General features: G+C 56.0%; 23 protein-coding genes. 4 read left to right on the top strand and 19 right to left on the bottom strand.

Annotation, left to right across the window (positions count from 1 at the left end):
- Window positions 1-19: 19 nt before the first annotated feature.
- The gene (gene ppsA, locus BM205_RS21335; RefSeq protein WP_244545100.1) at window positions 20-2,377 is read right to left on the bottom strand and encodes a phosphoenolpyruvate synthase; all 2,358 of its coding nucleotides are present in this window, start codon (window positions 2,375-2,377) and stop codon (window positions 20-22) included.
- Between the two features lie 368 nt (window positions 2,378-2,745).
- On the opposite strand from ppsA, the gene BM205_RS21330 reads away from it, so the two are divergent.
- A complete protein-coding gene (locus BM205_RS21330) occupies window positions 2,746-3,594 on the top strand; it encodes a posphoenolpyruvate synthetase regulatory kinase/phosphorylase PpsR (RefSeq protein ID WP_092416910.1) in 849 nt (282 codons plus the stop codon).
- A gap of 37 nt (window positions 3,595-3,631) precedes the next feature.
- Here the strand turns inward: BM205_RS21330 and BM205_RS21325 are convergent, their stop codons facing one another.
- From BM205_RS21325 to rpsB, 16 genes are all read right to left on the bottom strand, one after another.
- Window positions 3,632-4,420: a TrmH family RNA methyltransferase gene (locus BM205_RS21325; protein ID WP_092416880.1), complete on the bottom strand. Its 789-nt coding sequence runs from the start codon at window positions 4,418-4,420 to the stop codon at window positions 3,632-3,634.
- Window positions 4,417-5,040 (bottom strand): ribonuclease HII, encoded by a 624-nt coding sequence (gene rnhB, locus BM205_RS21320; RefSeq protein WP_092416879.1) that lies wholly within the window; start codon window positions 5,038-5,040, stop codon window positions 4,417-4,419. Before rnhB ends, BM205_RS21325 begins: the two co-directional genes overlap by 4 nt.
- Before the next feature lie 44 nt (window positions 5,041-5,084).
- Window positions 5,085-6,263 carry a lipid-A-disaccharide synthase gene (gene lpxB, locus BM205_RS21315; protein ID WP_092416878.1) on the bottom strand — a complete coding sequence of 393 codons (1,179 nt, stop codon included), beginning with the start codon at window positions 6,261-6,263 and terminating at the stop codon, window positions 5,085-5,087.
- A gap of 10 nt (window positions 6,264-6,273) precedes the next feature.
- Window positions 6,274-7,062: an acyl-ACP--UDP-N-acetylglucosamine O-acyltransferase gene (gene lpxA / locus BM205_RS21310; protein ID WP_092416877.1), complete on the bottom strand. Its 789-nt coding sequence runs from the start codon at window positions 7,060-7,062 to the stop codon at window positions 6,274-6,276.
- 4 nt (window positions 7,063-7,066) lie between these two features.
- On the bottom strand, window positions 7,067-7,570 hold the full coding sequence (gene fabZ, locus BM205_RS21305; protein ID WP_092416876.1) for a 3-hydroxyacyl-ACP dehydratase FabZ: 504 nt from the start codon (window positions 7,568-7,570) through the stop codon (window positions 7,067-7,069).
- Window positions 7,563-8,630 (bottom strand): UDP-3-O-(3-hydroxymyristoyl)glucosamine N-acyltransferase, encoded by a 1,068-nt coding sequence (gene lpxD / locus BM205_RS21300; protein ID WP_092416875.1) that lies wholly within the window; start codon window positions 8,628-8,630, stop codon window positions 7,563-7,565. Before lpxD ends, fabZ begins: the two co-directional genes overlap by 8 nt.
- A gap of 34 nt (window positions 8,631-8,664) precedes the next feature.
- Window positions 8,665-9,141, bottom strand: a complete 477-nt coding sequence (locus BM205_RS21295; protein WP_244545101.1) for an OmpH/Skp family outer membrane protein — start codon at window positions 9,139-9,141, stop codon at window positions 8,665-8,667.
- 132 nt (window positions 9,142-9,273) lie between these two features.
- On the bottom strand, window positions 9,274-11,652 hold the full coding sequence (gene bamA, locus BM205_RS21290; protein ID WP_092416873.1) for an outer membrane protein assembly factor BamA: 2,379 nt from the start codon (window positions 11,650-11,652) through the stop codon (window positions 9,274-9,276).
- A 60-nt stretch (window positions 11,653-11,712) separates the two neighbouring features.
- A complete protein-coding gene (rseP, locus tag BM205_RS21285; RefSeq protein ID WP_092416872.1) occupies window positions 11,713-13,095 on the bottom strand; it encodes an RIP metalloprotease RseP in 1,383 nt (460 codons plus the stop codon).
- Window positions 13,096-13,119: 24 nt separating this feature from the next.
- Entirely contained in the window at window positions 13,120-14,289 is a 1,170-nt protein-coding gene (ispC, locus tag BM205_RS21280; protein WP_092416871.1) for a 1-deoxy-D-xylulose-5-phosphate reductoisomerase, read from the bottom strand.
- A gap of 6 nt (window positions 14,290-14,295) precedes the next feature.
- Complete coding sequence (locus BM205_RS21275) at window positions 14,296-15,120, bottom strand: phosphatidate cytidylyltransferase (protein ID WP_092416870.1); 825 nt, start codon at window positions 15,118-15,120, stop codon at window positions 14,296-14,298.
- The gene (gene uppS / locus BM205_RS21270) at window positions 15,120-15,893 is read right to left on the bottom strand and encodes a polyprenyl diphosphate synthase (RefSeq protein WP_092416869.1); all 774 of its coding nucleotides are present in this window, start codon (window positions 15,891-15,893) and stop codon (window positions 15,120-15,122) included. Before uppS ends, BM205_RS21275 begins: the two co-directional genes overlap by 1 nt.
- A 66-nt stretch (window positions 15,894-15,959) precedes the next feature.
- Window positions 15,960-16,520, bottom strand: coding sequence for a ribosome recycling factor (gene frr / locus BM205_RS21265; protein ID WP_092416868.1), 561 nt, complete (start codon window positions 16,518-16,520; stop codon window positions 15,960-15,962).
- Window positions 16,521-16,644: 124 nt separating this feature from the next.
- Window positions 16,645-17,361: a UMP kinase gene (gene pyrH, locus BM205_RS21260; RefSeq protein ID WP_092416867.1), complete on the bottom strand. Its 717-nt coding sequence runs from the start codon at window positions 17,359-17,361 to the stop codon at window positions 16,645-16,647.
- A gap of 252 nt (window positions 17,362-17,613) precedes the next feature.
- A complete protein-coding gene (gene tsf / locus BM205_RS21255; RefSeq protein WP_092416866.1) occupies window positions 17,614-18,495 on the bottom strand; it encodes a translation elongation factor Ts in 882 nt (293 codons plus the stop codon).
- 186 nt (window positions 18,496-18,681) lie between these two features.
- The gene (gene rpsB / locus BM205_RS21250) at window positions 18,682-19,437 is read right to left on the bottom strand and encodes a 30S ribosomal protein S2 (RefSeq protein WP_092416865.1); all 756 of its coding nucleotides are present in this window, start codon (window positions 19,435-19,437) and stop codon (window positions 18,682-18,684) included.
- Between the two features lie 341 nt (window positions 19,438-19,778).
- Here rpsB and map point away from each other — a divergent pair, with 341 nt between their 5' ends.
- The 3 genes from map to BM205_RS21235 all read left to right on the top strand — a co-directional run bounded on the left by map (window position 19,779) and on the right by BM205_RS21235 (window position 24,007).
- Window positions 19,779-20,597: a type I methionyl aminopeptidase gene (map, locus tag BM205_RS21245; protein ID WP_092416864.1), complete on the top strand. Its 819-nt coding sequence runs from the start codon at window positions 19,779-19,781 to the stop codon at window positions 20,595-20,597.
- Window positions 20,598-20,609: 12 nt separating this feature from the next.
- Window positions 20,610-23,162: a [protein-PII] uridylyltransferase gene (locus BM205_RS21240; RefSeq protein ID WP_092416863.1), complete on the top strand. Its 2,553-nt coding sequence runs from the start codon at window positions 20,610-20,612 to the stop codon at window positions 23,160-23,162.
- 98 nt (window positions 23,163-23,260) lie between these two features.
- Window positions 23,261-24,007, top strand: coding sequence for a pseudouridine synthase (locus BM205_RS21235; protein ID WP_092416862.1), 747 nt, complete (start codon window positions 23,261-23,263; stop codon window positions 24,005-24,007).
- A gap of 69 nt (window positions 24,008-24,076) precedes the next feature.
- On the opposite strand, the gene BM205_RS21230 is transcribed toward BM205_RS21235, so the two are convergent.
- The gene (locus tag BM205_RS21230) at window positions 24,077-24,547 is read right to left on the bottom strand and encodes a cyanophycin metabolism-associated DUF1854 family protein (RefSeq protein ID WP_092416861.1); all 471 of its coding nucleotides are present in this window, start codon (window positions 24,545-24,547) and stop codon (window positions 24,077-24,079) included.
- Window positions 24,544-26,865 (bottom strand): cyanophycin metabolism-associated ABC transporter, encoded by a 2,322-nt coding sequence (locus tag BM205_RS21225; RefSeq protein ID WP_092416860.1) that lies wholly within the window; start codon window positions 26,863-26,865, stop codon window positions 24,544-24,546. Before BM205_RS21225 ends, BM205_RS21230 begins: the two co-directional genes overlap by 4 nt.
- Window positions 26,866-26,990: the final 125 nt, after the last annotated feature.

Here is a 26,990-nt window from a genome sequence, read left to right as displayed (position 1 = left end):
TCGCCGGATTATCGGCAGATTACTGTGCAGCCGCCAGCTTCTGCCAGGTATCGATCACCGAATCAGGATTCAGTGAAATCGATTCGATACCTTGCTTCATCAACCATTCGGCAAAGTCCGGATGGTCCGATGGGCCCTGGCCGCAAATGCCGACGTACTTGCCCTTGGCGATACAAGTCGCAATAACTTTCTCCAGCAGGGCCAGGATCGCCGGATCGCGCTCGTCGAAATCGGCAGCCAGCAACTCCATGCCTGAGTCGCGGTCCAGGCCCAGGGTCAACTGGGTCAGATCGTTGGAACCGATCGAGAAGCCATCGAAAAATTCCAGGAATTGCTCAGCCAGGATGGCGTTCGAAGGCACTTCGCACATCATGATGACGCGCAAATCGTTTTCGCCGCGCACCAGGCCGTTCTTGCCGAGCAGGCCGATGACCTTCTCTGCCTGGCCCAGGGTCCGCACGAATGGCACCATGATCTCGACGTTGGTCAAGCCCATGTCGTTACGCACGCGCTTCATCGCCTGGCATTCCATTTCGAATGCTTCGGCAAAGTCGCTCGCCAGATAACGGGCGGCGCCACGGAAGCCCAGCATCGGATTTTCTTCGTCCGGCTCGTAACGCGAACCGCCGATCAGCTTCTTGTACTCGTTCGACTTGAAGTCGGACAAGCGCACGATCACTTTTTTCGGCCAGAATGCGGCGGCGATGGTGGCGATACCTTCAGCCAGTTTGTCGACATAGAAAGCCTTTGGCGACGCATGGCCACGGGCCACCGATTCCACTGCCTTCTTCAGGTCGGCATCGATGTTCGGGTATTCCAGGATCGCACGCGGGTGCACGCCGATGTTGTTGTTGATGATGAATTCCAGACGCGCCAGACCGACGCCGCCATTTGGAATCGACTGGAAATCGAATGCCAGTTGCGGGTTACCGACGTTCATCATGATCTTCAACGGCAGCGCAGGCAGTTCGCCACGCGCCACTTCGGTGACTTCAGTTTCCAGCAGGCCGTCGTAAATCTTGCCTTCGTCGCCTTCGGCGCAGGATACAGTCACCAGCGTGCCGTCTTTCAGGACATCGGTGGCATCGCCGCAACCGACTACCGCCGGCACGCCCAGTTCGCGCGCAATGATCGCAGCGTGGCAGGTACGGCCGCCACGGTTGGTGACGATCGCCGAAGCGCGTTTCATCACCGGTTCCCAGTTAGGGTCGGTCATGTCGGCTACCAGCACGTCGCCCGGCTGCACTCTTTCCATTTCAGAAGCGTCATGAATCACGCGGACCCGGCCGGCGCCGATTTTCTGACCGATGGCACGGCCATGGGTCAACACATTGCCGATGCCTTTGAGTTTGAAACGTTGCTGGGCGTCGGTCGATTTTTCTTGCGACTTAACAGTTTCCGGACGCGCTTGCAAAATGTACAGCTTGCCGTCGCGGCCGTCTTTGCCCCACTCGATATCCATCGGGCGCTCGTAGTGCTTTTCGATGATGGTGGCGTACTTGGCCAGCTCGACGATTTCGGTATCGTTCAGCGAATAGCGGTTACGCAGCTCGATAGGGACGTCGACAGTCTTGACCGAACGGCCAGCCTTGGCTTCGCCGGTGAATTCCATCTTGATCAGCTTGGAGCCGATATTGCGGCGGATGATCGGCAGCTTGCCTTGTTCCAGCATCGGCTTGTGGACATAGAATTCGTCCGGATTGACCGCGCCCTGCACCACTGTTTCGCCGAGGCCGTAGCTGGAGGTGATGAAGACCACATCCTTGAAGCCGGATTCGGTATCCAGGGTGAACATGACGCCGGCGGCGCCGAGATCGGAACGGACCATGCGCTGGACGCCGGCCGACAACGCGACTTCGGCGTGGGTAAAGCCTTTGTGCACGCGATAAGAGATAGCGCGATCGTTATACAACGATGCAAACACGTGTTTCATCGCTTCCAGCACGTTGTCGATGCCGACTACGTTGAGGAAAGTTTCCTGCTGGCCGGCGAATGACGCATCCGGCAAATCTTCCGCCGTTGCCGAGGAACGCACGGCGAACGACATCTCGCTGGAAGAATCTTCAACCAGGCGCTTGTAGAAGGCGTGGATTTCCTGCTCCAGACGCGGCTGGAACGGTGTTTCCACTATCCATTGACGGATCTCGGCGCCGGCTTGCGCCAGTGCCCGTACATCTTCAACGTTCAGGGTCGCCAGACGATCGGCAATCCGGTCGGCCAGGGCCGGGCCGCCATCGGCGCTGTGCGACAGGAAGTCGCGAAACGCCTGCGCAGTTGTAGCAAAGCCACCCGGCACCCGTACTCCGGCGCCGGCCAGCTGGCTGATCATTTCACCCAGTGATGCATTTTTGCCGCCGACGGAATCGACATCCGTCATTCGCAGATTTTCAAAGGAGATGACGTAAGCCGCCCCCTGGGTAGCACCCATCTGTATTGCATTGGACATAACAACCTCTAGTTTGATGATAAGAAATCTTCACAATTGCCTTCGCCGCCCTTTGCTTTTTGTTATTCTTCGTCAGGTAGCTTTAAATATTCAGTTGGCAGCCATTTTATGCCAATTTAAGGTTAAAAGGCATATTCGGAAACAAGCCGGCAGCAAGCAACACTCTTTGCTAGAGTCGGCGCTCTGTTAAAAGTTTCTGCACCGCTATGGGCACCGCATGGGCGCCGGCGTGGTTCTTGTCGCGTGCCTTGACGCCACAACGCATTTCGCTTCTCTTATTTTATTTTTTTGATAACACTATGCTAGATGCTGCTCCTGCCCAACTTGTCCCTGCGAATCGCACGGTATTCTTTGTTTCCGACGGCACCGGCATTACCGCCGAGACTTTCGGCCATTCGGTACTGACGCAGTTCGAGTTGCGTTTCAAACAAGTACGCCTGCCCTTTATCGATACCCTGGACAAGGCATACGACGCAACCCGCAAGATCAACGAAGCTTTTGTAGCTGACGGCAAATTGCCAATTGTTTTTTCGACACTAGTCAAAGCCGACTTGTCAAAAGTCATCCAGCACGCCAAAGCGATGCACATGGACCTGATCCAGACTTTTGTCGAACCGCTGGAAAAGGAACTGGGGGTTAAATCCACCCACACTATCGGCCGCAGCCATAACACGGCTAACACCGACGAATACAAGAACCGGATCGAAGCGATCAACTTTTCACTGGCGCATGATGATGGCCAGTCGCACAAGAACCTGGCCGATGCCGACGTCATCCTGGTCGGCGTATCGCGTTCGGGCAAGACCCCGACCAGTCTTTACCTGGCGATGCAGTTCGGTGTCAAAGCGGCCAACTACCCGTTGATTCCGGAAGATTTCGAGCGCGACAAATTGCCGAGCGGGCTGTTGCCGTTCAAGCAGAAAATTTTCGGGCTGACGATTGCTGCCGACCGTTTGTCGGAAATCCGCAATGAGCGTCGGCCGGGCAGCAAATATGCGGCGCTGGCAAATTGCCGTTATGAGGTGAATGAAGCGGAAAAGATCATGCGGCGCGAAGGGATTCGCTGGATGTCGTCGACTACCAAATCGATTGAAGAAATCGCTGCAACGATTTTGCAGGATATCAAGCCGGATATACGGACTTTCTAGGTACCGCGTGGGCAAGGTTTTTTGCCCACGTGTGCACTCATTTTGCTTGCGACTGACGCAACTGTTCAAAAATACATACAGCCGCCGCAGCGGCAGCATTCAGTGACTCCATCTGTCCGCGATGCGGAATCACGACTTGCTGGCTGGCCAGCCGCAGCAGGTCTTCCGCGACGCCCTGGCCTTCATGGCCGAACAGCCACGCCAGCGGGCCACTCAAATCAGCCTGATAGATACTTTGCGTTGCATAGGAACTGGTGGCAAGCACCGGTATCTGTGTCGTCGCCATCAACGCGGCCAGATCGGCGCCTTCAAAAATGTCCAGTATGAAATGGGCGCCCATCCCGGCCCGCAGGACTTTGGGCGACCACGCCGATGCGCTACCTTCCGAACAATATATCTGCTTGATGCCGGCAGCGGCGGCGCTGCGCAAGATCGAGCCGAGATTGCCAGGATCCTGCAAGTTATCGAGCAGCACGGCGGATTGCGTCAACACTGACGGCACGGCCGTTTTCGGGGTTTCAATCACGAACATCAGACCGACACCATGTTCAACCTGACTTAATGCCTGGTATTGGCCATCCGGCAGTGCGATGCATTGCACCGCATCGGCCTGGCACTGGCGGATCACTGCGGCGGCCTCGGCATGCGTCAGCGCGGTTTCGCTGGCGACGCACAATACCGGCTTGCCGCCATGCTGCAAATACGACTCGGTCAGGTGAATCCCGTCCAGCAAGGTGCGGCCCGCCTTGCGCCGCGCATGGGCGTTGGTCGCAAGATGCTTCAATTCCTTGTACAAAGGATTGGCTGACGAGGTGATGCTTTTCATTTTATTGCTCCGTCGGTACTCGCTGCCAGCAAAGCCCGCACCGGCGCATACGATTTGCGATGCACCGGCGACACGCCATGCAGGCGCAGGCGTTCCATGTGCAATGCAGTCGGATAGCCTTTGTGCTGATCGAATGCGTAATGCGGATATTCTGCGTGCAATACTTGTAGCGCGGCGTCGCGCGCCGTCTTGGCCAGAATCGACGCCGCCGAAATGGCTTGCACCTTGTCGTCGCCCTTGATGATGGCTTCGGAACGGATGCTGAGTTGCGGACACCGGTTGCCGTCAATCAGCGCCAGCGTCGGCAACATGGCCAGCCCTTCCACCGCACGCCGCATTGCCAGCATGGTTGCCTGCAAAATATTCAGGGTGTCGATTTCAGCTTCGGAACATTCGGCGATGGCCCACGCCAGCGCATTGGCTTTGATTTGCTCAGCCAGCGCTTCGCGCCGTTCGGCGGTCAGCTTCTTGGAGTCGCGCAAGCCGCTGATCGGCTTTTCCGGATCGAGTATCACGGCTGCGGCAAAGACCGGGCCGGCCAGCGGCCCGCGGCCGGCTTCATCGACGCCACAGATAATTTCGCCGTCGTAGTTAAAAAGAGAAAAATTGGAATCAGACATGGTCACGGCTGCTTGGAAAATGGTGAGACAAGATAAGCTGTAAATCAGCGCTGATGTTGTTTGCGATTTTGCTCGATGACTTGCAATACGGCTTGCGCACTTTCGCCGGCGGTATCGCGCAGCAAAGTATGGTGCATTTCGGTAAAGCGCTGCCGCAGCATAGCCTGGCGGGCGGGATCTTCCAGTTGCGTCCAGAGCGCATCCGCCAACGCTTGCGGCGTTGCATTGTGCTGCAAAAGCTCCGGCACCAGGAATTCACGCGCCAGGATATTCGGCAAGCCTATCCATGGCTGGTAGCTCATGTGGCGCATGATTTCCCAGCTGGCGCGCATCATCTTGTAGGCGATCACCATCGGCTTCTTGTACAACGCGACTTCCAGCGATGCGGTTCCGGAAGCAACCAGCACGCCGTCGGCAGCCGCCATTGCGGTGTGCGACTGGCCGTCCAGCAGCTGGATCGGCAGATCCTGCAAACCGGCCTCGGCTACCAATTCGCTAAAGAATTTGCGCTGTTTCTCTCCCGCCATCGGCGCCACGAAGCGCATGCCGGGATCGCGCTGCGCCAGTATCTTTGCGGCTTGCACAAAGGCGATCGTGTTGTACTTCAGTTCGCCCATGCGGCTACCGGGCAAGATCGCCACCACCCTGCCAGTCGCAGGCAATCCAAGCGCGCTGCGCGCCGCGGCAACATCCGGCTCCATCGGGATTACTTGCGCCAGCGGATGGCCGACATAAGTTACAGGAATCCCGGCTTTGCGATAGATATCTTCTTCAAACGGGAAGATGACCAGCATATGCGATGCCGCACGTTTGATCTTCTTGATACGGCCGCCGCGCCAGGCCCAGATTGAAGGGCCGATAAAATGCACGGTCGGAATGCCGGCCTCGCGCAACTGCGCTTCCAGGCCGAAATTGAAATCAGGGGCGTCGACGCCGATAAACACACTCGGCTTTTCAACCAGCAGCCGATCGCGCAGTGCAATCTGGATGCCTTTGATCTCGCGATAATTGGCTAGCGCTTCGAAAAAACCGTGGACCGACAGCTTTTCCATCGGCCAGCCGCTGACAAAACCATACTCAGCCATCTTGGCGCCGCCGATGCCGTACATGGGCGCATCAGGCAGGTGCGGCCGCAAGCCGGATAACAGGCGGCTGGCAAGCAGGTCGCCGGAGCTTTCTCCGGCGACCATAGCGATTGCTATATTGGAATTGTTGTCCGTCATATCCGCCACGTTAGCGGATGATGCCACGCGAAGAGGTCGCGATGAAATCGCGCATCAGCTTCAGATAGGCAGCGGAGTCAGGCACTTTCAGTTCTTCCTGCGCCAACGCGGCCATGGCGTCTTCCAGCGCCAGGCCGGACCGATAAATGATCCGGTAAGCACGCTTGATCGTCATGATCTGCTCGCTGCTGAAACCACGCCGACGAAGGCCTTCGCTATTGATTCCTGCGGGCTCGGCGCGGTTGCCGGCGGCCGTCACGAATGGTGGCACATCCTGGCTGACGGCGGCGGTGAACGCTGTCATCGCATGGGCGCCGATACGGCAAAACTGGTGCACGGTGGTAAAGCCGCCGAGCAACACCCAGTCGCCTATATGTACGTGTCCGGCCAGCGTTGCGTTGTTGGCGATGGTGGTGTTGCTGCCAATTTGACAATCATGCGCCACGTGGACGTAGGCCATCACCCAGTTATCGTCGCCGATGCGGGTGACGCCGCCATCCTGCACGGTGCCGAGATTGAGCGTAACAAACTCGCGGATGGTGTTGCGGTCGCCAATCTCCAGCCGGGTTGGTTCGCCCGCATATTTCTTGTCTTGCGGCGCGGCGCCAATCGAACCGAACTGGAAAATCGCATTATCGCGGCCGATCGTGGTGTGGCCTTCGATCACGGCGTGCGGCCCGATCTTGCTGCCGGCGCCAATGGCGACGTGCGGGCCGATCACCGCATAAGCGCCGACTTCCACGGTACTGTCGAGGGCTGCCTTAGGATCGATGACTGCGGTAGGGTGAATGCGCGTCATCGGATCACTCTGACGGGGTGGCATCCACGACAGACGGTGCTGCGCCAGGACTGACAGCACTCCGCATGGTGCACATGAATTCGGCTTCCACGGCCATTTCGCCATCGACGCTGGCGACTGCCTTGTATTTCCAGATGCCGCGCACTACGCGTACGATCTCGACCTGCAGCTTGATCTGGTCGCCAGGTTCGACCGGGCGGCGGAAACGGGCTTTATCGATGCCGAGGAAATACACCACGGTATTTTCATCCGGCTTGCGGCCTTCGGTCAGGAACGACAGCAAAGCGGCGGTTTGCGCCAACGCCTCGATGGTCAGGACGCCTGGCATTACCGGCTTGTTGGGGAAATGGCCGTTGAAAAACTCTTCATTGATCGTGACATTCTTGATCGCCGTGATCGACTTGCCACTTTCCCAATTCAATACGCGATCAACCAGCAACAGCGGATAACGATGCGGCAGGTAGGTTTTGATCTGATTGATATCTAGCGTTTGGTTTGGACTATTCATTATCTTCTTGGGTAGACTGTTGCGACAATTGTTTGACGGATTTTTCCAGAGACCGGATTTTCTCACGCATTGTATTCAGATTGCGTACCAAAGCGGCAGATTTTTCCCAATCGCCATGTTTGGCAATCGGATAAAAGCCAGTGTATTGGCCCGGCTCGGAGATCGAGCGCAACGCCAGCGTACCTGCTGATACATGCACATGATCGACGATGGTAATGTGGCCATGGATCATGGCAGCGCCGCCTATCGAGCAATATTTGCCGATCCTGGCACTTCCTGCAATGCCGGCGCAGGCCGCAATCGCAGTATGCGCGCCGATATGGCAGTTATGGGCGATCTGGATTTGATTGTCCAACTTGACGCCCTCTTCAATCACGGTATCGGCCAAAGCGCCACGGTCGATGGTGGTATTGGCGCCGATTTCAACGTCGTCGCCGATCAGTACCCGGCCGGTCTGAGGAATTTTGACCCAGGTTCCGCCGTCATTGGCAAAACCGAAACCATCGGCGCCGATCACAACGCCGGAATGGATGATGGCGCGCTGGCCAATCTGACAAGCGTCATAAATGATGACATTGGGATACAGACAACTTTCTGCACCAATGCTGACATCCCGGCCTATCACGCACCCGGCGCCGATCCGGACGTGCTCGCCGATCGAAGCGCCAGCACCGATAACTGCATTCGCGCCGATATAGGCGGTCTCTGCAATGTGGGCGGCAGGATCGACATTGGCTGCGGGATGAATGCCAGGAACCACGGGAATCGCATTTTTTACGGCAAAGAATTGCGCCGCCCGGGCAAAATAGGCATAGGGATTGGCTGCAACGATACGTACGCCGTGAAAGTCGGCGCCGACCACTGCATCATCCGCGGCAGACAAAATGATAGCTGCCGCCTGCGTTTGCGACACCTGGGGGCGAAACTTGGGATTGGACAGGAAGGTAATCTGTGATGCGCTGGCGTCGCTCAGTGGCGCGATGCCGGATACCTGGGTATCCGCATCACCGATCAATTGGCCACCCAAGCTTTCGACCAGTTCTTTTAGCCGAATGGTCATATAGTGGCCCTAACGAACTGAATTCAGAATGGTTTTACTTATTGAGGATTTTCAATACTTTATCGGTGATATCGATACGCGGGCTAACATACACGCCGCCTTCCTGAAACACCATATCGTACTTCTCGGCTTCAGCAATCTGCTTGATCGCCTTGGTCGAACGCTCCAGGACGATCGCCAGTTCTTCGTTGCGGCGCTGGTTCAGGTCTTCGCGGAACTCACGTTGCTTACGTTGAAAATCCTTGTCCAGATCGCTCAACTCACGCTGGCGCTTGATCCGTTCGGATTCCGAAATCACGGCTGAATCCTTGTCCAGCTTGTCTGCCATGGATTTCAAGCGGGTAGCCTGGTCTTGCAGATCTTTATCGCGCTTGGAAAACTCGGCTTCGATCTTGGTTTGCGCAGTCTTGGCGGGAATCGCCTCGCGTAAAATACGCTCACTGCTGACGAAGGCGATTTTCGAACCTTCATCTGCATGCGCCGGCAGCGCCGACAATAAACACACCGCCATCAAACCGGCTGATGGTAAAAACGTAAAGGATTTTATTAGAGATTTCAACACTATTCTCCGCAATTCAAATGATGCAACTTGTGCATTATGCCACGCTTGCCGGGATCTGCAATTGTGCAGCATCCCGACGAATTAAAAGCCCGTGCCTAACTGGAATTGGAACGACTGCTGCTTGTCGGTCGGCTTCGCGTTCAAAGGCTTGCCGTAACTGATCTTCAAAGGACCGATAGGCGACACCCAGCTCAAACCGATACCAGTAGAATAACGCAACTCGCTCAACTGCATTGGCGCCTTGTCGGCATACACCTGACCGGCATCGAGGAAGGTAAACCAGCGCAAGCTACGGTCGGTGCCTGAGCCTGGGAACGGGAATTGCGCTTCCAGGTTACCGAATACCCGCGAAGCACCACCCATCGAATCGCCGTACTGGTCGACGTTAGTGCCGACGCCCAGTGTCGAGCCTTCAAATCCGCGTACGGTGCCGATACCGCCGGCATAGTAGTTCTTGAACACAGGGTAAGGCTTGCCGCCCATGCCGCGGCCATAATCGATTTCGCCGTTCATGGCCAATGTTACAGCATTGCTGAACAGCGGCTTGAAGTATTGATGCTGATAACTTGCACGGTAATAGCGCAAGGTACCGACCGCGGAAACTTCGAGAGTGGCGCGCTGGTAACGTCCTGTAGTCGGCACCAGTGCACTGTCGCGGCTATCGCGCTGCCAGGCTGCCGTCAGCGGGAAACTGTTGGTGCTTGCCGATGACGGATTGGCGAGCACGTTATAACCCAGGCCGCTGTTGACCAGCTGGCCGTTACCGAAGTCGGTGACATATTGCTGATAAAGCAGCGGGCTGGTCGAGTCGGCCTTGACGTTAGTGTTTTCGATTCCGACGCCGAAAAATACGGTGTCCAGTTCCGAGAACGGCACACCGAACTTGATATCGCTACCGATGGTCCGCACCTTGTAGTCACCGGTGGTGTACTGCGACGGCCGTACGGTACGGTAGTAGACGTCGTAGGTACGGCTGATGCCGTCATCGGTAAAGTACGGATTGGTTTGCGACAGCGCAATCACCCGCGAGTAACTGCTGGTATTGATATCGAGGCCAATGGTGTTGCCGCTGCCGAAAGCATTCTGTTGCTGGATCGAACCGGACAAGCTCAGCTTGTCGGTTTGCGAAAAGCCGGCGCCGACCTGGATATTACCGGTCGGTTTTTCGGTGACTTCCATGTTGATGTCAACCTGGTCGGAAGTGTTTGCCACTTCCGGCGTTTCAATCTTCACGTCCTTGAAGTAGCCAAGGCGGTCAACCCGGTCACGCGAAAGCTTGATCTTCGAGCCGTCGTACCATGAATCTTCGAACTGACGGAATTCGCGGCGCACCACTTCGTCACGCGTCTTGGTATTGCCAGCAACGTTGACATGGCGCACGTACACGCGCTTGCCGGGGTCGACCAGAATGGTAAACGCCACTTCTTTCTTTTCGCGGTTCAATTCCGGATTGGCGTTGACGTTGGCGAATGCGTAACCGAAGTTACCCAGGCGTTCCGACATCTTCTTGGTGCTGTTGTTGAGCTTTTCGCCGTTGAACACATCGCCTTTTTTCAGTGCAATCAGCGACCGGAGTTCATCCTCGCGGCCAAACATTTCGCCTTCCAGCTTGATGTCGGAAACTGTGTATTTTTCACCTTCATTGATATTGACGGTGATGTAGATATCTTTCTTGTCCGGCGTAATCGAGACCTGGGTCGACTCTACCTGCATCTCGATATAACCGCGATTCAGGTAATACGAACGCAGGGTTTCGATATCGCCCGAGAGTTTTTCTTTCGCGTACTGGTCAGCCTTGGTGTACCAGGTAAACCAGCCCGGCGAACGCAGTTTTATCTGGTCGCGCAGGGTGCTATCGGAAAATGCCTTGTTGCCGACGAAACGGATTTCCTTGATGCGGGATACTTCACCTTCATCCACCGCAAACGTCACATTGACCCGGTTACGTTCGATAGGCGTGACGGTAGTGGTCACTTTCATGCCATACAGCCCGCGTGACAGGTATTGTTTTTTCAATTCCTGCTCAGCGCGGTCAACCTGCGCCTTGTCGAAAATGCGCGATTCGCCAACGCCGATTTCTTTCAGGGCCTTGGTCAATTGATCTTTATCGAATTCCTTGATGCCGGAAAACTCGACGGCGGCAATCGACGGCCGCTCTTCAACCATGACCACCAGCACGTCGCCTTCAGACTCGACCCGGACATCCTTGAAGAAACCGGTAGCGTAAAGCGCCTTGATCGCCGCGGTACCTTTTTCGTCGGTGAAGGTTTCACCGACGCGCACCGGCAGGTAGCTGAAAACAGTGCCTGCCTCGGTCCGTTGAATACCTTCAATGCGGATATCCTTGACCACAAACGGTTGCACCGCGAGCGCTTGGCCGGAACACACGGCAAAGGCTGCAGCAGCAATCAAACGACGGGGAAGAATCGACAAAGGGAAGTGCTCAGAATGTAATTTCATTAGCGATCGTTTTTTATCAATGTCCTTGTCTGCCACGATTGTCAGACAAGAGAGCGGAACTTAAAATATGAGCCGAACGATGTCGTTAAACATGGCGACTATCATCAACGTCATCAAAATACCGATACCCGCGCGCTGTGCAATTGCACCAACTCGCTCGGGAATGGGACGTCCAGTCAAAACTTCCAGCGAATAATACAGCAAATGGCCACCGTCTAGAACCGGAATGGGCAGCAAATTCATGACGCCAAGACTGATGCTGATGAAGGCGATAAAACTCAGATAGCTGAATGCGCCGATACGCGCAGTCTGGCCAGCGTAGTCGGCAATGGTAATAGGACCGGTGATATTTTTCCAGGAAACCTCGCCAATCACCATTTTTCCCAGCATCTTGAGGGTCAAGATGCTGCTATCCCAGGTCTTCGTTGCCCCTTTGACAAGTGCTTGTAGCGGCGGGCTGCTGGACAGGATCATTTCCGGCATCATGGGCATTTCAACCTTGATCAGGCCGATTTGTCCATCTTTGCCTGCTTGCGCTTGCGGCGTCACGCTCAGCGCGAAGCTATTGCCGTTCCTTATACCCGTCAGGCTCAGTGCTTTGCCCGGCGATGCCTTCACCTTATCGATGAAAGCGACACCATCGGCTACCGGCTCGCCATTGACGCTGGTGATCAGGTCGCCTTCATGCAAACCGGCCTGCATGGCAGGGCCATCCGGCACGACTTTGCCCAAAATCGGCTTGGGGCGCGCCAGCTTGATGCCTAGCTTGCCGAGAAAATCGCCTTCAAGGTCTTTCGCCGCCAGGACTTCGATCGGCAAACTGACCGTATCGACCGGTTCGCCGCCCGGCAAACTGTCGCCTGCCGGGCCAGGATTTGTCCTGCGGATGTCGAGTTTGACCGGTGTCTTGTCGATCACTCCCTGCAGCACCTTCCAACGCAGATCGGACCAGGTCTGGATCGCTTCGCCGTTCACAGCGGTAATCAATTCGCCGCCGCGCAAACCGGCCTGGTAGGCCGCGGTCTGCTCCGCAACGGCGCGTACTCTTGGCGTCGGCTCCATCTCGCCATACATGTACAAACCGGCAAATAACAAAATGGCAAGGGCAAAGTTGGCCAAAGGACCGGCCGCCACGATCGCCATGCGCCGCCATACCGACTGATTGGTGAATTCGCGCTTCAGTTCCTGCGGCGATAAACCGGTTACGTCTTGCTCACGAGCGTCGAGCATTTTCACATAACCGCCCAGAGGCAGGATGGAAACGGCCCACTCGGTTTGATCGGGACCGAAACGACGCGAGAAAACGATCTTCCCCATGCCTACCGAAAAACGCAGCACCTTGACCCCGCACAAACGCGCGACCCAGTAATGGCCCAGCTCATGGATGATGACCAAAGAGCCAAGTGCGACGACAAATGCGAGGATTGTTTGCAGGAAGGCCATTAGTTACTAAGAGTTACTCTGTAATCAGGAAATCAGGGAATGTACCGTCTGGCGTGCAAGACGATCCTGCTCAAGCAATAATTCAATATCGCTTACAGCACACAGCGGCACCATATCCATGGTGCGCGCTATCAGTTGATCGATCATGCGGAAGCCGATTTTTCCATCTAGAAAAGCTTGGACAGCTATTTCATTCGCCGCGTTCAATATTGTTGCGGCAGAACCGCCGGCTTGCAATGCATCATACGCGAGTTTCAAGCAAGGAAAACGCTGCAAGTCGGGACGGGAAAATTGTAACTGCCCGATCACCGTCAGATCGAGCGGACTGACGCCGGACGCCATCCGCTCCGGATAGGCCAGCGCATGGGCAATCGGCGTGCGCATGTCGGGGTTACCCAACTGCGCCAGGACCGAGCCGTCAACATAAGACACCATGGAGTGAATCACGCTTTGCGGGTGGATCACTACCTCGATCTGGCTGGCAGTGGCGCCGAACAGCCAATGCGCCTCGATGACTTCCAGCCCTTTATTCATCATGGTAGCCGAATCGACTGAAATCTTGCGCCCCATGACCCAGTTCGGATGGGCAATCGCTTCTGCCGGCGTGACCGCTTCCAGCGTTTCCACAGCTCTGTTCAAAAACGGGCCGCCAGATGCAGTCAGCAGGATTTTCTCGACGCCGAGCGCGGCCGGCTGGCGTTGATAGCCATGCGGCAGACACTGGAAAATCGCATTGTGCTCGCTATCGATAGGCAACAACATGGCGCCACTCTGCGTCACGGCATCGATGAACAGCTGGCCGGACATGACCAGCGCTTCCTTGTTTGCCAGCAGGATTTTTTTCCCGGCCCTGGCAGCGGCCAACGTCGGCGCCAGGCCCGCGGCGCCTACAATGGCGGCCATCACAGAATGACAAGCCTCGGCGCTGGCGACCTGGCATAGCGCAGCATCGCCATACAACACTTCGATTTCAGGCGCTTTTGCGCGCAACAAGGCGCTCAGTTGCCGGGCCGCCGCCGCGCTGCCGACCACCGCCACCTGTGGTTTGAACTGCAGGCATTGTTCCGCCAGTTGTTCAACGCGTGTGTGTGCAGTCAGGGCATACACCGAATAACGTTCGGGATGGCGCGCTAGCACATCCAGCGTCGACATGCCGATCGAACCGGTGGAGCCGAGAATAGTAATATTTTGCATACTGACCTAAAACCAAAAACTCAATAACGCGGCCAGCGGCAGCACCGGGATCAGCGCATCGACGCGATCCAGCACGCCGCCGTGGCCAGGCAACAGATTGCTGCTGTCCTTGATGCCGGCCCGCCGCTTCAGCATCGATTCGAACAGATCGCCGGCCACACTGGCAGCCACCAGCACGGTCATCGCCGCCAGTAATCCGGCCCAGCCCCAGGCTGCCAGCAAACGCATCGGAAAAGTCTCCGCCAGCGCCGGCGCCAGGCTGAATCCGAACGCCATGAGCAATACCAGGATCCAGCCGCCAAGCGCCCCTTCCCAGGACTTTCCGGGAGAAATCGAAGGCGCCAGCTTATGGCGACCGAAGGCTTTGCCGGAAAAATAGGCACCGATATCAGCTACCCAGACAATCACCAGGACCGACAGCAAATACATGGGAGAGTGATGAAACAACACCACAATCGCCAGGAAACAGCCAAAAATCGCGATGGCGTAACTACCGGCAACCAGCCGGTTGCCAAGACTGGCCAGAGGCGGCAGGCCCAAGCCTAGTGACGGCACAAAACGCAGGCACCAGATTGCCACGCACAGTACAAACAATAAACGAATATTGGGGCCGCTGCCGTAGGCCATGATAGCCGTGAACAAGGCGAGGCCGGCCAGGCCCCAGGCAAGAGCGGCTTTAGCGGAGGCGCCGAAGATCCTGGCGCTTTCCCAGATCGCCGCTGCAAAAAAGAGCGTCGAGACGACAGCGAATCCAGGGAAATAATTGAGGTACAAAATCGGCAACAAGACTGCCAACAAGAGTAAGGCCGTGATGACACGCGTCCTGAGCATCAGGAAGCCTGTTCCAGCAGTTGCGCGCTGGTGCGCCCGAAGCGACGCTCCCGTTGCTGATAAGAGGCAATTGCCTTGTCCAGCTCGTCGGCGCCGAAATCGGGCCAATAGGTATCGGTAAAATACAGCTCGCTATACGCCAGTTGCCACAACAGGAAATTGGAAATGCGCTGCTCGCCGCCGGTACGGATAAACAGATCCGGCTCCGGCGCATAGGCCATGGCCAGGTGCTGCGCCAGTTCGTCTTCTGAAAAAACGTCGGGATCCTGCGTGGAATTGCCTGCTGCACGACGGGCGGCCAGCATTTTTTGCACTGCCTGCATCACATCCCAGCGACCACCGTAGTTGGCGCAGACGGTGACAGTCATGGCAGTGTTGCCGGCGGTTTTACGCTCGGCGTTGTCGATCATTGCCTGCAGCTTGGCATCGAAACGGCTTAAATCGCCGACTACTTTCAGACGGATGCTGTTGGCGTGCATCTTGCCGACTTCGCGCTCCAGCGCCACCATGAACAAACGCATCAGCAACGATACTTCATCAGCGGGCCGGCGCCAGTTTTCAGAACTGAAAGCGAACAGCGTCAGGTATTCGACGCCGCGCACGGCACAAGCTTCGACTACAGCGCGCACTGCCTCGACGCCCTTGCCGTGACCGGCAACACGCGGCAAGAAGCGACTGGTCGCCCAGCGGCCGTTGCCGTCCATGATAATGGCAACGTGCCGTGGCACTGTCGGGCTGGCTGGCAGCGCTTGCGTGGAACTTGTATGGGCCATAAATAATGAAGTAAGAAAATGGACAGCAGCGTGGAGACCGGCGTGGAGACCGGCAGCCCGCTCTGACTACACCGTCAAAATCTCTTTTTCTTTATCGATCACTTGCTTGTCAATTTCAGCTACGGCCTTGTCGGTCAGTTTCTGAATTTCGTCCTGCGCACGACGCTCGTCGTCTTCCGAACATTCCTTGTCCTTGACCAGTTTCTTCAAGCCTTCGTTAGCATCGCGCCGGATATTGCGAATTGCAATTTTTGCATCTTCCGCTTCACCCTTGACCAATTTAACCATTTCCTTGCGACGTTCTTCTGTCAGCGGCGGTGTCGGCACGCGGATCATTTCGCCTTGGGTCGACGGGTTGAGGCCCAGATCGGCTTCACGGATGGCCTTCTCGACCACTGCGATCATTTTCTTTTCAAATGGCTGCACACCGATAGTACGCGCATCGATCAGCGTCACATTGGCAACCTGGCTCAGATTGGTCGGGCTACCGTAGTACTCGACCGTGACGTGATCGAGAATCCCGGTGTGGGCGCGGCCGGTACGTACTTTCGCCAGATCGGCACGCAAAGTCTCAAGCGACTTTTGCATTCTTAATTCGGTGTTCTTTTTAACTTCAGCAATACTCATGCTGCTCTCCTATTCGAAAACTTTAAAACGAAACTTTGAAAATTGACTACTTATTTGTGTAAAACATTCGCGTAACTTACTTACGTAACTTATTTGCATGAATATTGCAAATTACACAAACAATTTAAACGTGCACCAAAGTACCTTCGTCCTCACCCATGATGACCCGCTTCAGCGCGCCCGGCTTGACGATGGAGAATACCTTGATCGGCAGTTTCTGGTCACGGCACAGGGCAAACGCGGTGGCATCCATGACTTGCAGATGCTTGGTGATCGCCTCATCGAAAGTGATGTGCGAATAACGCGTTGCCGTTGGATCCTTATTTGGATCTGCGCTATACACGCCGTCGACCTTGGTCGCCTTCAGGACGATTTCAGCGCCGATTTCCGAACCGCGCAATGCCGCTGCGGTATCAGTGGTAAAAAACGGATTACCGGTACCTGCTGCAAAGATGACAATTTTATCTTCTTCCAGATATTGCAGGGCTTTAGGCCGCACATACGGCTCAACTACCTGTTCGATGCTGATTGCCGACATGACACGGGCCGTGAGGCCTTTTTGCCGCATGGCATCTGCCAGCGCCAGCGAATTCATCACCGTTGCCAGCATTCCCATATAATCGGCAGTGGCGCGATCCATACCCTGGGCACCCGGCGCTACGCCGCGGAAAATATTACCGCCGCCGATCACGATCGCCAGTTCAACACCCAATTCGGCCACTTCGGCGACATCGGCAACCATACGATCGATCGTCACACGATTGATGCCATAGGCGTCATCGCCCATCAGGGCCTCACCGGAGAGTTTCAGGAGAACACGCTTATAAGCTGGTTTTGTCATGGTCTGGGCCCCTTGTGGCTTTCCGATTGATTCACATTTGTATTGGTCAATGCCTGGACTGCAGCGCCATTGTCAGGCCAAACCGCAGCAAAATCCACTATCAGCGCGATTTAGAACGATCGGCGCCGATTCCTGCGACTTCCCTCGCTCCTGGATACGGGGCGAGGATTCAACAAGGCATTCCTTAGTCTTCGGCCCGTGAAGAAAATTCCTCAGAGCCAAAAAAACGGGCCTCTCGGCCCGTTTTCTTGCTTACGCCTGCTTGGCCGCAGCAACTGTCGCTGCAACTTCTGCAGCGAAGTCATCTTGTTTCTTCTCGATGCCTTCACCGACTACAAACATGGTGAACGATTTAACGCTGGTATTAGTTGCCTTCAGCATTTGTTCAACAGTTTGCTTGTCGTTCTTGACGAAAGTCTGGTTCAGCAGGGAAACTTCCTTCAGGAATTTCTGTACCGAACCTTCAATCATCTTGGCTGCGATGTCTGCCGGCTTGCCGGATTCAGCCGCCTTCAATGTTGCCACCGAACGCTCTTTTTCGATCAACTCTGCTGGCACCTGGTCTGAAGACAACGATACCGGCTTCATCGCAGCGATGTGCATGGCTACGTCTTTACCGACTTGTTCGTCAGCACCGTCGAATTCAACCATCACGCCGATACGTGTGCCGTGCAGGTAGGAAACCAGCTTGGCAGTAGTATCAAAACGTGTGAAACGACGAATCGACATGTTTTCGCCGATGCGGCCGATCAAGGCAGCGCGGGTTGCTTCGACAGTGCTACCGTCGAGTGGCAGAGCCGACAAGGCAGCCACGTCGGCAGGATTGTTTTCTGCTACCAGCTTGGCGCAAGCATTTGCCAGGCCCAGGAAATCGTCGTTCTTGGTGACGAAGTCGGTTTCGCAGTTAACTTCCACCAGGGCGCCAACGCCGCCGGCGATATAAGCTGCGACTACGCCTTCAGCTGTAACACGGGAAGCAGCCTTGGAAGCCTTGCCACCCAGTTTTACGCGCAGAATTTCTTCTGCTTTGTCCATGTCGCCGCCAGCTTCGGTCAACGCTTTTTTGCATTCCATCATAGGCGCATCAGTCTTTGCGCGCAGTTCGCCTACCAGTGCTGCTGTAATTGCCGCCATACTATTCTCCTAGCTCAGTTGATGCTGTTTTTGCTGACCTGCCACCGCTGTGCAGTGCGCCCAATCATCAGCGTTTCCAGCATCATCATTCAAAATATATTCAGGTAAAAAATAAGCAAGTGATACAAAAAAAGGGGCAACCACGGCCCCTTTTTATTCTGAAGTATAAGACCTCAGATTCAGGGCTTAAGCCTGATCGTTAACTTCAACGAATTCGTCGCCTGCCGCGCCTTTGATAGCCTCGACCACGTCGTTCACTGCATTGGCACGACCTTCCAGGATCGCATCGGCAACGCCGCGAGCGTACAGGGCGATTGCCTTGGACGAGTCATCGTTACCAGGGATAACGTAAGTCACGCCGTCTGGCGAGTGGTTGGTATCAACCACGCCGATAACCGGGATGCCCAGCTTGGCAGCTTCAGTGATTGCGCCCTTGTGGTAGCCGACGTCGATCACGAAAATTGCGTCAGGAATGCCGCCCATGTCCTTGATGCCGCCGATAGCTTTTTGCAGCTTGATCAGTTCACGCTGGAACATCAGGCCTTCTTTTTTGCTCAGCTTCTCAAACGAACCGTCTTCAATCGCAGCTTCCATTTCTTTCAGGCGCTTGATCGATGTCTTGATGGTCTTGAAGTTGGTCAGCATGCCGCCCAACCAGCGTTGGTCAACGAAAGGCGAACCCGAACGTGCCGCTTCAGCAGCAACGATTTCGCGTGCTTGACGCTTGGTGCCGACAAACAGGATGTTGCCACGGTTGGATGACAATTGGCGGATGTACTTCATCGCCTCCTGGTACATGCCCAGGGTCTTTTCCAGGTTGACGATATGAATTTTGTTGCGGTGACCGAAGATGAACGGCGCCATCTTTGGGTTCCAGAAACGAGTTTGGTGACCGAAATGGACACCGGCTTCCAGCATTTCACGCATTGTTACTGACGACATAATTTTCTCCAGGGTTAGGTCTGGAACCCGCTCAGTCACCGTAGTTGCCGTGTTACACACTGACAAAAACAGCACCCTTTTCGAGTGGATTCGCGCTTTTAAAACAAAATTTATAACTACTCAAACAACGATATAGCCCATAGCAATTCGAGCTAACCGAAGATTGTACCCTAAAACCCCGGACTTCTTCAAGCGCCGCGAGGCATATCTTTAAGCGCATCTTGTTGGCGTCGTTTATAATCGTCTCCTGACTTAATCCAGGCGTTTTTGCACCCGCTTTTGCACCATTTGCTGCGCCTTTTGCTAAAGAATTCACCGAATCTTCTCGATTTCCCTATCTTATGACCTCTATTTCTATAAAAACTGCTGAAGACATTGCCGGCATGCGCGTTGCCGGCAAGCTTGCTTCGGAAGTGCTCGATTACATCACGCCCTTTGTCAAAGTCGGCGTCACCACCGGCGAGCTGGATCGCCTGTGCCACGAATACATGACAAATGTGCAAGATACCATCCCTGCTCCCCTGAATTATTGCCCGCCTGGCTATACGCCTTATCCGAAAGCCATCTGCACGTCGGTCAATGACGTCATCTGCCACGGCATCCCGGGCGACAAGGTACTGAAAAACGGCGACGTCGTGAATCTGGACATCACCGTGATCAAGAACGGCTATCACGGCGACACCAGCCGCATGTTCTACGTCGGCGAACCATCGATCATGGCCAAACGCCTGGGCGACATCACCTATGAGTGCATGTGGCTGGGCATTGCCAAGATCAAACCGGGCGCGCATCTGGGCGATATCGGCTACGTGATCCAGCAACACGCTGAAAAAGCCGGCTACAGCGTAGTTCGCGAATTCTGCGGCCACGGCATCGGCAAGGTATTCCACGAAGAGCCGCAGGTATTGCACTATGGCCGTCCCGGCACCCTGGAACGACTCGAGGCCGGCATGATTTTCACGGTCGAGCCGATGATCAACGCCGGCCGCCGCGACATTCGCGAAATGGGCGACGGCTGGACCATCAGGACCAAGGATCGCAGCCTGTCGGCACAGTGGGAACACACCGTGCTGGTCACCGAAACCGGCTACGAGATACTGACCCAATCCGCAGGTACGCCGCCGCCGCCCGCCTTTATCCAACAAGCAACCGCCGCCTAAGCCCACGAAGACATGACGACCCTTGCCGCGACTCTCAAAAATCAGCTTAGGACCGAGCGGCAAACCATCATCTCTACCTTCCTGGCAGACGGCAAACCCGGCGAGTTGTTAACGGCGTTACGGCGCAGTGTCGACATCGCTCTGACGCACGCCTGGCAAATGCTGGAAATGCCGCCCAGCGCGGCACTGGTAGCGGTTGGCGGTTATGGCCGCGGTGAGTTATTTCCGCATTCTGACGTTGACGTCCTGATATTGCTGGATGCCAGCCCTGACGCCGAATTGCGGGCCAGACTGGAACAGCTGGTACAGCTGTTCTGGGATATCGGCCTCGAAATCGGCCACAGCATCCGCACCGTAGACGAATGCCTGAGTGAAGCCGCTATCGACATCACGGTCCAGACCAGCTTGCTGGAAGCGCGGCTGGTGAGCGGCAATCCGCCGCTGTTTGCGCAACTGCAGGAACGCTGCAGCGCGGCCATGGATCCGTGCGCCTTTTTCCAGGAAAAAATCCTGGAAATGCGCCAGCGCCACGTCAAGTATGAAGATACGCCGTACAGCCTGGAACCGAACTGCAAGGAAAGCCCGGGCGGCTTGCGCGATCTGCAAGTAATCCTGTGGGTGGCGAAAGCCGCCGGCCTTGGCGAATCGTGGCCGAAGCTGGCCAAGCATGGCTTGATCACTGCCGCCGAAGCACGGCAGCTGTCGCGCCAGGAACGCGCTTTCAAGGATATCCGGATTCGCCTCCACATCTACACCAATCGCCGCGAAGATCGCCTGGTGTTCGATGTCCAGACCCCGATCGCCGAATCGCTGGGTTTCGAGACTACGGAAACCCGCCGCGCCAGCGAATACCTGATGCAACGCTATTACTGGGCTGCCAAGGCAGTGACCCAGCTCAACACCATCCTGTTGCAGAACATTGAAGTACAGTTGTTTCCGCAGCCGATGGTGCCGCAACGCATCAACGACCGTTTCAACCAGCTTAACGGCCTGATCGACATCGCCCACGACAATCTGTTTAAAACCGCGCCGTCGGCGATGCTGGAAGTGTTCCTGTTGCTGGCCCAGCATAGCGAGCTGAAAGACATGACCGCGCGCACCCGGCGTGCCCTGTGGCATGCGCGCGTCAAGATCGACAACAGTTTTCGCCGCGATCCTGTGAATCGCTCGCTGTTCATCCAGATCATCCAGGCGCCGCAAGGGATTACCCACGCACTGCGCGGCATGAACGACACCAGTATCCTGGGCCGTTACCTGCCTAATTTCCGGCGCATCGTCGGCCAGATGCAGCACGACCTGTTTCATGTCTACACGGTGGACCAGCACATCATGATGGTGGTGCGCAACGTGCGGCGTTTCACGATGAGCGAACATGCGCATGAATACCCGTTTTGCAGCCAGCTGATCGCCAATTTCCCGCGCCCCTGGTTGTTGTATGTGGCGGCCTTGTTCCACGACATCGCCAAGGGCCGCGGCGGCGATCACTCCAAACTGGGCATGACCGACGCCCTGCATTTCTGCCAGCACCATGGCTTGTCGACGGAAGATACAGCGCTGGTGGTGTTCCTGGTCGAGCATCACCTGACCATGTCGCAAGTGGCGCAAAAGCAGGATTTATCGGACCCTGAAGTAATTCTCAACTTTGCCAATACCGTCAAGGATGAACGGCACCTGACCGCACTGTATTTGCTGACCGTGGCCGACATACGCGGCACCAGTCCCAAGGTGTGGAACGCCTGGAAAGGCAAGTTGCTGGAAGACTTGTACCGCATGACGTTGCGGGTACTCGGCGGCGAAACGCCGTCGGCCGATCGCGAATTGAAGAATCGCCAGGAAGAAGCCTTGAAAACCTTGCGTCTGTACGGTTTGGCGCAGGATGCCCATGAACATTTTTGGCAGCAACTCGACGTTGCCTATTTCTTGCGCCACGACGCCTCCGACATTGCCTGGCAAACCCGTTCCTTCTACAACCAGGCAGACAGCGCCGTGCCGATCGTCAAATGCCGTCTGGCGCCGATCGGCGAAGGTTTGCAGGTTGCGGTCTACACCAAGGACCGGAGCGACCTGTTCATCCGCATCTGCAGCTATTTCGACAGCAAGAATTTCAGCATCCTGGACGCCAAGATCCAGACTACCCGGCACGGCTACGCGCTGGACTCTTTCCTGATCAGCGCACCGTTGTTTGCCAAGCATTATCGCGACATCATTAATCTGATCGAGCATGAACTGACCCTGCTGCTGCAAGCAGACGCGCCCCTGCCTGCGCCATCCAAAGGCCGCCTGTCGCGCCTGTCGCGCACCTTCCCGGTGACGCCGACGGTCGATCTGCGCCCGGACGAGCGCGGCCAGTATTACCTGTTGTCGATTACTGCCAACGACCGCACCGGGCTGCTGTTTTCGGTTGCCAGCGTCCTTGCCAGGCACAAGATCAATTTGCATACTGCCAAGATCATGACGCTTGGCGAGCGGGTCGAAGACGTGTTCCTGGTCGACGGCAATGCGCTTAATCACGCGCGCTTGCAGATCCAGCTTGAAACCGATTTGCTGGATGCGTTGCATATCTAGTTGCATAATAAGTTACATACATCTAGCTACGCATCCAGTTACCTACCCAGTCTGCCCTGCAGTTTTGTTTTTTATATTTTTCTTATTTTTTGCACTCCATGACCGAACCATTACGCCTTTCCAAACGCATGTCAGAACTCGGGCTATGCTCGCGCCGCGAGGCCGACGAATGGATAGCTCGCGGCTGGGTCCGGGTTGACGGCATCGTCGTATCGGAACTCGGCAGTAAAGTGCTGCCGAGCCAGCGCATCAGCGTAGAACGCCAGGCCGCGGCCGAGCAATCGAAACGCGTCACCATCCTGATCAACAAACCGGTCGGCTACGTCAGCGGCCAGGCTGAAGACGGTTATCAACCGGCGGTAGCACTGATCAAGGAAGCCAATCGCTGGAGCGAAGACCGTTCGCCCACCTTGTTCCACCCGACCCAGCTGCGCAGCCTGGTGCCGGCCGGCCGCCTCGATATCGATTCAGTCGGCTTGCTGGTGCTGACCCAGGATGGCCGCATCGCCAAGCATCTGATCGGCGAAGAAACCAGCGTCGATAAGGAATACCTGGTGCGGGTGCGCTATACCAAGGGTGACAAGTTGCCCGATGCTGAGTTGCGTCGCCTCAATCACGGTCTGACGCTCGACGGTAAAAAGCTCAAGCCGGCCATCGTCAAATGGCAAAACGAAGACCAGCTGAGTTTTACCTTGCGTGAAGGCAAAAAGCGCCAGATTCGCCGCATGTGCGATATGGTCGGGCTTAAGGTGCTGGGGTTGAAACGAGTGCGGATTGGCGGCGTGAAGCTGGGGAATTTGCCGGAAGGGCAATGGCGTTACCTGGGTGCGGACGAGCAGTTTTAAATTGTAGGGTTCGCAGGTTTTTTTGCCCACGCTGAGGCGCAACCATCCGCGTGGGCATAAGTGCCCACCCTACAAAAACCGGTCCAGAATCTTGCGACTGGCTTTGTCCAGGGCCTGCGTGTCGCGTATCAAAAACTGCACGCCATGGCTGTCGGCGATCAATAAGCTGGTCGCTACGATACGGCGAATATCCTCTTCGCCTTTCAGCGTAAAAGAAGCATCGCCGCGATTGGTTTCTACGTACCAGGTGCTGGGCGCGGTGAAACTCGATACCCGTTGAATCCGGCGGATTTCCGGCATGAATTCGCGGCTCGCCAATTCCTGTTCGACGATGACCCGGGTTGCATCCGGCAAATCCGTCAGGCGTGAAATCCAGGCCAGCTCCTGGCCATCACTGCTCACCAGGGAAATGCCGTCATCCGGCGCACCGATAGGAAAAGCACGTACCGGCACCACGCCTTCATGCACGTCGCCATCCACGCTGGTGAATACCAGGCGGCCAAAGGTATTGCGGCTTAGTTTGAAATCATGTGTTGTCATGCGACGCTTTCATCACTGTCTGCACTATCTTCATCGACCAGCGTCGGCTCGGCGTCGACGTTGCGCAACTGCGCCTGATAGAGACGATAATAAGCGCCTTCGCGCAGCATCAGCTCATCATGGCTGCCGACTTCGACAATCTGGCCGCGATCCAGCACCACCAGCCGGTCGGCCTTGCGCAAGGTCGATAAACGATGGGCAATCGCAATCGTGGTACGGCCCTGCACCAGGTTATCGAGCGCTTTCTGGATCTCTTTTTCTGTAGTGGTATCGACCGACGACGTGGCCTCATCCATGATCAGGATGCGCGGATCGATCAGCAACGCGCGGGCAATCGAAATACGCTGGCGTTCGCCGCCGGACAAAGCCTGGCCGCGTTCGCCGACCAGCGAGTCGTAACCTTGCGGCAAGCGCAAAATGAATTCGTGGGCATGGGCGGCACGTGCTGCGGCCACGATTTCTTCCCGCGTTGCTTCCGGTTTGCCGTAGCAGATATTTTCCGCGATCGTGCCGAAAAACAGGAATGGCTCTTGCAGCACCAGTCCGATATTGCGGCGATATTCCGAGATCGGCATCGAACGGATATCGACGCCGTCAATCCGTATCGATCCTTCCGATACATCGTAAAAACGGCAAATCAGATTGACCAGCGTGCTTTTGCCGGAACCGCTATGCCCTACCAGGCCAATCATCTCGCCCGGTGCAATCGTCAAGTTGACGTCGCGCATAACGGCGCGGTTACCGTAACGGAAGCCGATGTTGCGCAATTCGATGGCGCCTTTGACATGCTCCAGATGAACCGGGTTGGCCGGCTCTGGCACACTCGATACATGATCCAGGATTTCAAAGATACGCTTGGCGCCGACAGCGGCTTTTTGCGTTACCGAGACGATCCGGCTCATCGAATCGAGTCGGGTATAGAAGCGGCTGATGTAAGCCAGGAACGAGGCCAGCACACCGACCGTGATTTCATTCTTGGAAACTTGCCAGATACCGAAGATCCAGACCACCAGCAGCCCGACTTCGGTCAGCAGAGTTACCGTCGGCGAGAACAAGGACCAGATTTTATTGACCCGGTCGTTGACCAGCAGGTTGTGCTGGTTGGCATCGCGGAAACGCGTGGCTTCGCGCTTTTCCTGGGCAAACGCCTTGACCACGCGAATCCCTGGAATCGTGTCGGCCAGGACATTGGTTACCTCGGCCCAGATGCGGTCGATCTTTTCAAAACCGTGCTTCAGCCTGTCCCGTACCAGATGGATCATCCAGGCGATGAACGGCAACGGTACCAGGGTCACCAGCGCCAGCCAGGGATTGATCGAAAACAGGATCACGGCGGTCATGACGATCATCAGCACGTCAATCGCGAAGTCCAGCAGGTGCAAGGACAGGAAGACGCAGATACGATCGCTTTCGGAACCGATGCGGGCCATCAGGTCGCCGGTACGTTTGCCGCCGAAATACTCTTGCGACAAGCGCAGCAGATGTTCATATGTGGTGGTGCGCAAATTGGCGCCGATGCGCTCGCTGACCAAAGCCAAAATATAGGTACGGGCCCAGCCAAGGCTCCAGGCCACCAGGGCCGAAGCCAGCAAACCGGACAGATAGAGCTTGACCAGGTCGTGATTGATCGGCTTGCCGTTTTGATAAGGAATCAGCACATTGTCCATCAACGGCCCCATCAGATAAGGCGGCACCAGCGTGGCAGCGGTAGAAATCAGCATCAGGATAAAACCCAGCGCCAGCATGCCTTTGTACGGCTTGGCAAAACGCGCGAGCCGGAACAAAGCCCAGGTCGACGATGGCGCTTCGCCTTTTTCGGGACAAATCAGGCATTCATCGCTATCAGGCGGCAACGGCGCTTTGCATTGCGGGCACGTAGCCTGTTCTTCGCGTAACGCAGCGCGTCCCGCCAGATGATCGTCGCGTTGCTGCTCGAAGACTTTAATCAGGCGCAGCGCTTCCAGGTTGAGACCGAGCGTGTAACGCCAGCAAGCCAGCTGCTGTTGCTCATCGTGCAATTCCAGGCTGCCGACGCCGGCATGATCATGATGCCCCAGCATCAAGCCCGGCCGGTAGGCCCATTCGCTCCAGCCGCTGTCTGCGTCCATTTTTGCCAGTACACGGCGATTGGTGATTAACACCACGCCGTGCGCAAAATGCAGTGACGCATTGAGGTCGACTTCCAGCGACGCCAGCACTTCCTCGCCAGGCGCGAGCAAAGTTGTCACTTCGGCACGCAGGGAAGCGGTCAAAATATGGGACAAATAAATACCGGTGGTAGGCACAGGGGAAAATTGGTTGCTTGGGTTGCTTTTCATCTAAACGGCATGGTGTGGCCCGTATATTTTTACACGGACCGGATGGAATTTTGTGTGAAATCGCCTTAATTGGCGCACATCGTCTGCCGCAAGTATTATATCCTATCGTGTTTTTCAGAAATGTT

Source organism: Collimonas sp. OK307, from assembly GCF_900113705.1.
Taxonomy (GTDB): Bacteria; Pseudomonadota; Gammaproteobacteria; order Burkholderiales; family Burkholderiaceae_D; genus Collimonas.
Note: the sequence above shows the minus strand (reverse complement) of the source record. Positions and strands in the feature narration are given on the sequence as shown.

Bases quoted from the DNA above. Each gene is read 5' to 3' on its own strand.
- BM205_RS21330 (WP_092416910.1), top strand. From the start codon at position 2,746: ATGCTAGATGCTGCTCCTGCCCAACTTGTCCCTGCGAATCGCACGGTA.
- bamA (WP_092416873.1), bottom strand. From the start codon at position 11,652: ATGAAATTACATTCTGAGCACTTCCCTTTGTCGATTCTTCCCCGTCGT.
- map (WP_092416864.1), top strand. From the start codon at position 19,779: ATGACCTCTATTTCTATAAAAACTGCTGAAGACATTGCCGGCATGCGC.
- ppsA (WP_244545100.1), bottom strand. From the start codon at position 2,377: ATGACGGATGTCGATTCCGTCGGCGGCAAAAATGCATCACTGGGTGAA.
- BM205_RS21240 (WP_092416863.1), top strand. From the start codon at position 20,610: ATGACGACCCTTGCCGCGACTCTCAAAAATCAGCTTAGGACCGAGCGG.
- pyrH (WP_092416867.1), bottom strand. From the start codon at position 17,361: ATGACAAAACCAGCTTATAAGCGTGTTCTCCTGAAACTCTCCGGTGAG.
- ispC (WP_092416871.1), bottom strand. From the start codon at position 14,289: ATGCAAAATATTACTATTCTCGGCTCCACCGGTTCGATCGGCATGTCG.
- frr (WP_092416868.1), bottom strand. From the start codon at position 16,520: ATGAGTATTGCTGAAGTTAAAAAGAACACCGAATTAAGAATGCAAAAG.
- uppS (WP_092416869.1), bottom strand. From the start codon at position 15,893: ATGGCCCATACAAGTTCCACGCAAGCGCTGCCAGCCAGCCCGACAGTG.
- BM205_RS21275 (WP_092416870.1), bottom strand. From the start codon at position 15,120: ATGCTCAGGACGCGTGTCATCACGGCCTTACTCTTGTTGGCAGTCTTG.
- rseP (WP_092416872.1), bottom strand. From the start codon at position 13,095: ATGGCCTTCCTGCAAACAATCCTCGCATTTGTCGTCGCACTTGGCTCT.
- BM205_RS21230 (WP_092416861.1), bottom strand. From the start codon at position 24,547: ATGACAACACATGATTTCAAACTAAGCCGCAATACCTTTGGCCGCCTG.
- BM205_RS21235 (WP_092416862.1), top strand. From the start codon at position 23,261: ATGACCGAACCATTACGCCTTTCCAAACGCATGTCAGAACTCGGGCTA.
- rpsB (WP_092416865.1), bottom strand. From the start codon at position 19,437: ATGTCGTCAGTAACAATGCGTGAAATGCTGGAAGCCGGTGTCCATTTC.
- BM205_RS21325 (WP_092416880.1), bottom strand. From the start codon at position 4,420: ATGAAAAGCATCACCTCGTCAGCCAATCCTTTGTACAAGGAATTGAAG.
- tsf (WP_092416866.1), bottom strand. From the start codon at position 18,495: ATGGCGGCAATTACAGCAGCACTGGTAGGCGAACTGCGCGCAAAGACT.
- BM205_RS21295 (WP_244545101.1), bottom strand. From the start codon at position 9,141: ATGGCGGTGTGTTTATTGTCGGCGCTGCCGGCGCATGCAGATGAAGGT.
- rnhB (WP_092416879.1), bottom strand. From the start codon at position 5,040: ATGTCTGATTCCAATTTTTCTCTTTTTAACTACGACGGCGAAATTATC.
- fabZ (WP_092416876.1), bottom strand. From the start codon at position 7,570: ATGAATAGTCCAAACCAAACGCTAGATATCAATCAGATCAAAACCTAC.
- lpxD (WP_092416875.1), bottom strand. From the start codon at position 8,630: ATGACCATTCGGCTAAAAGAACTGGTCGAAAGCTTGGGTGGCCAATTG.
- BM205_RS21225 (WP_092416860.1), bottom strand. From the start codon at position 26,865: ATGAAAAGCAACCCAAGCAACCAATTTTCCCCTGTGCCTACCACCGGT.
- lpxA (WP_092416877.1), bottom strand. From the start codon at position 7,062: ATGACGCGCATTCACCCTACCGCAGTCATCGATCCTAAGGCAGCCCTC.
- lpxB (WP_092416878.1), bottom strand. From the start codon at position 6,263: ATGACGGACAACAATTCCAATATAGCAATCGCTATGGTCGCCGGAGAA.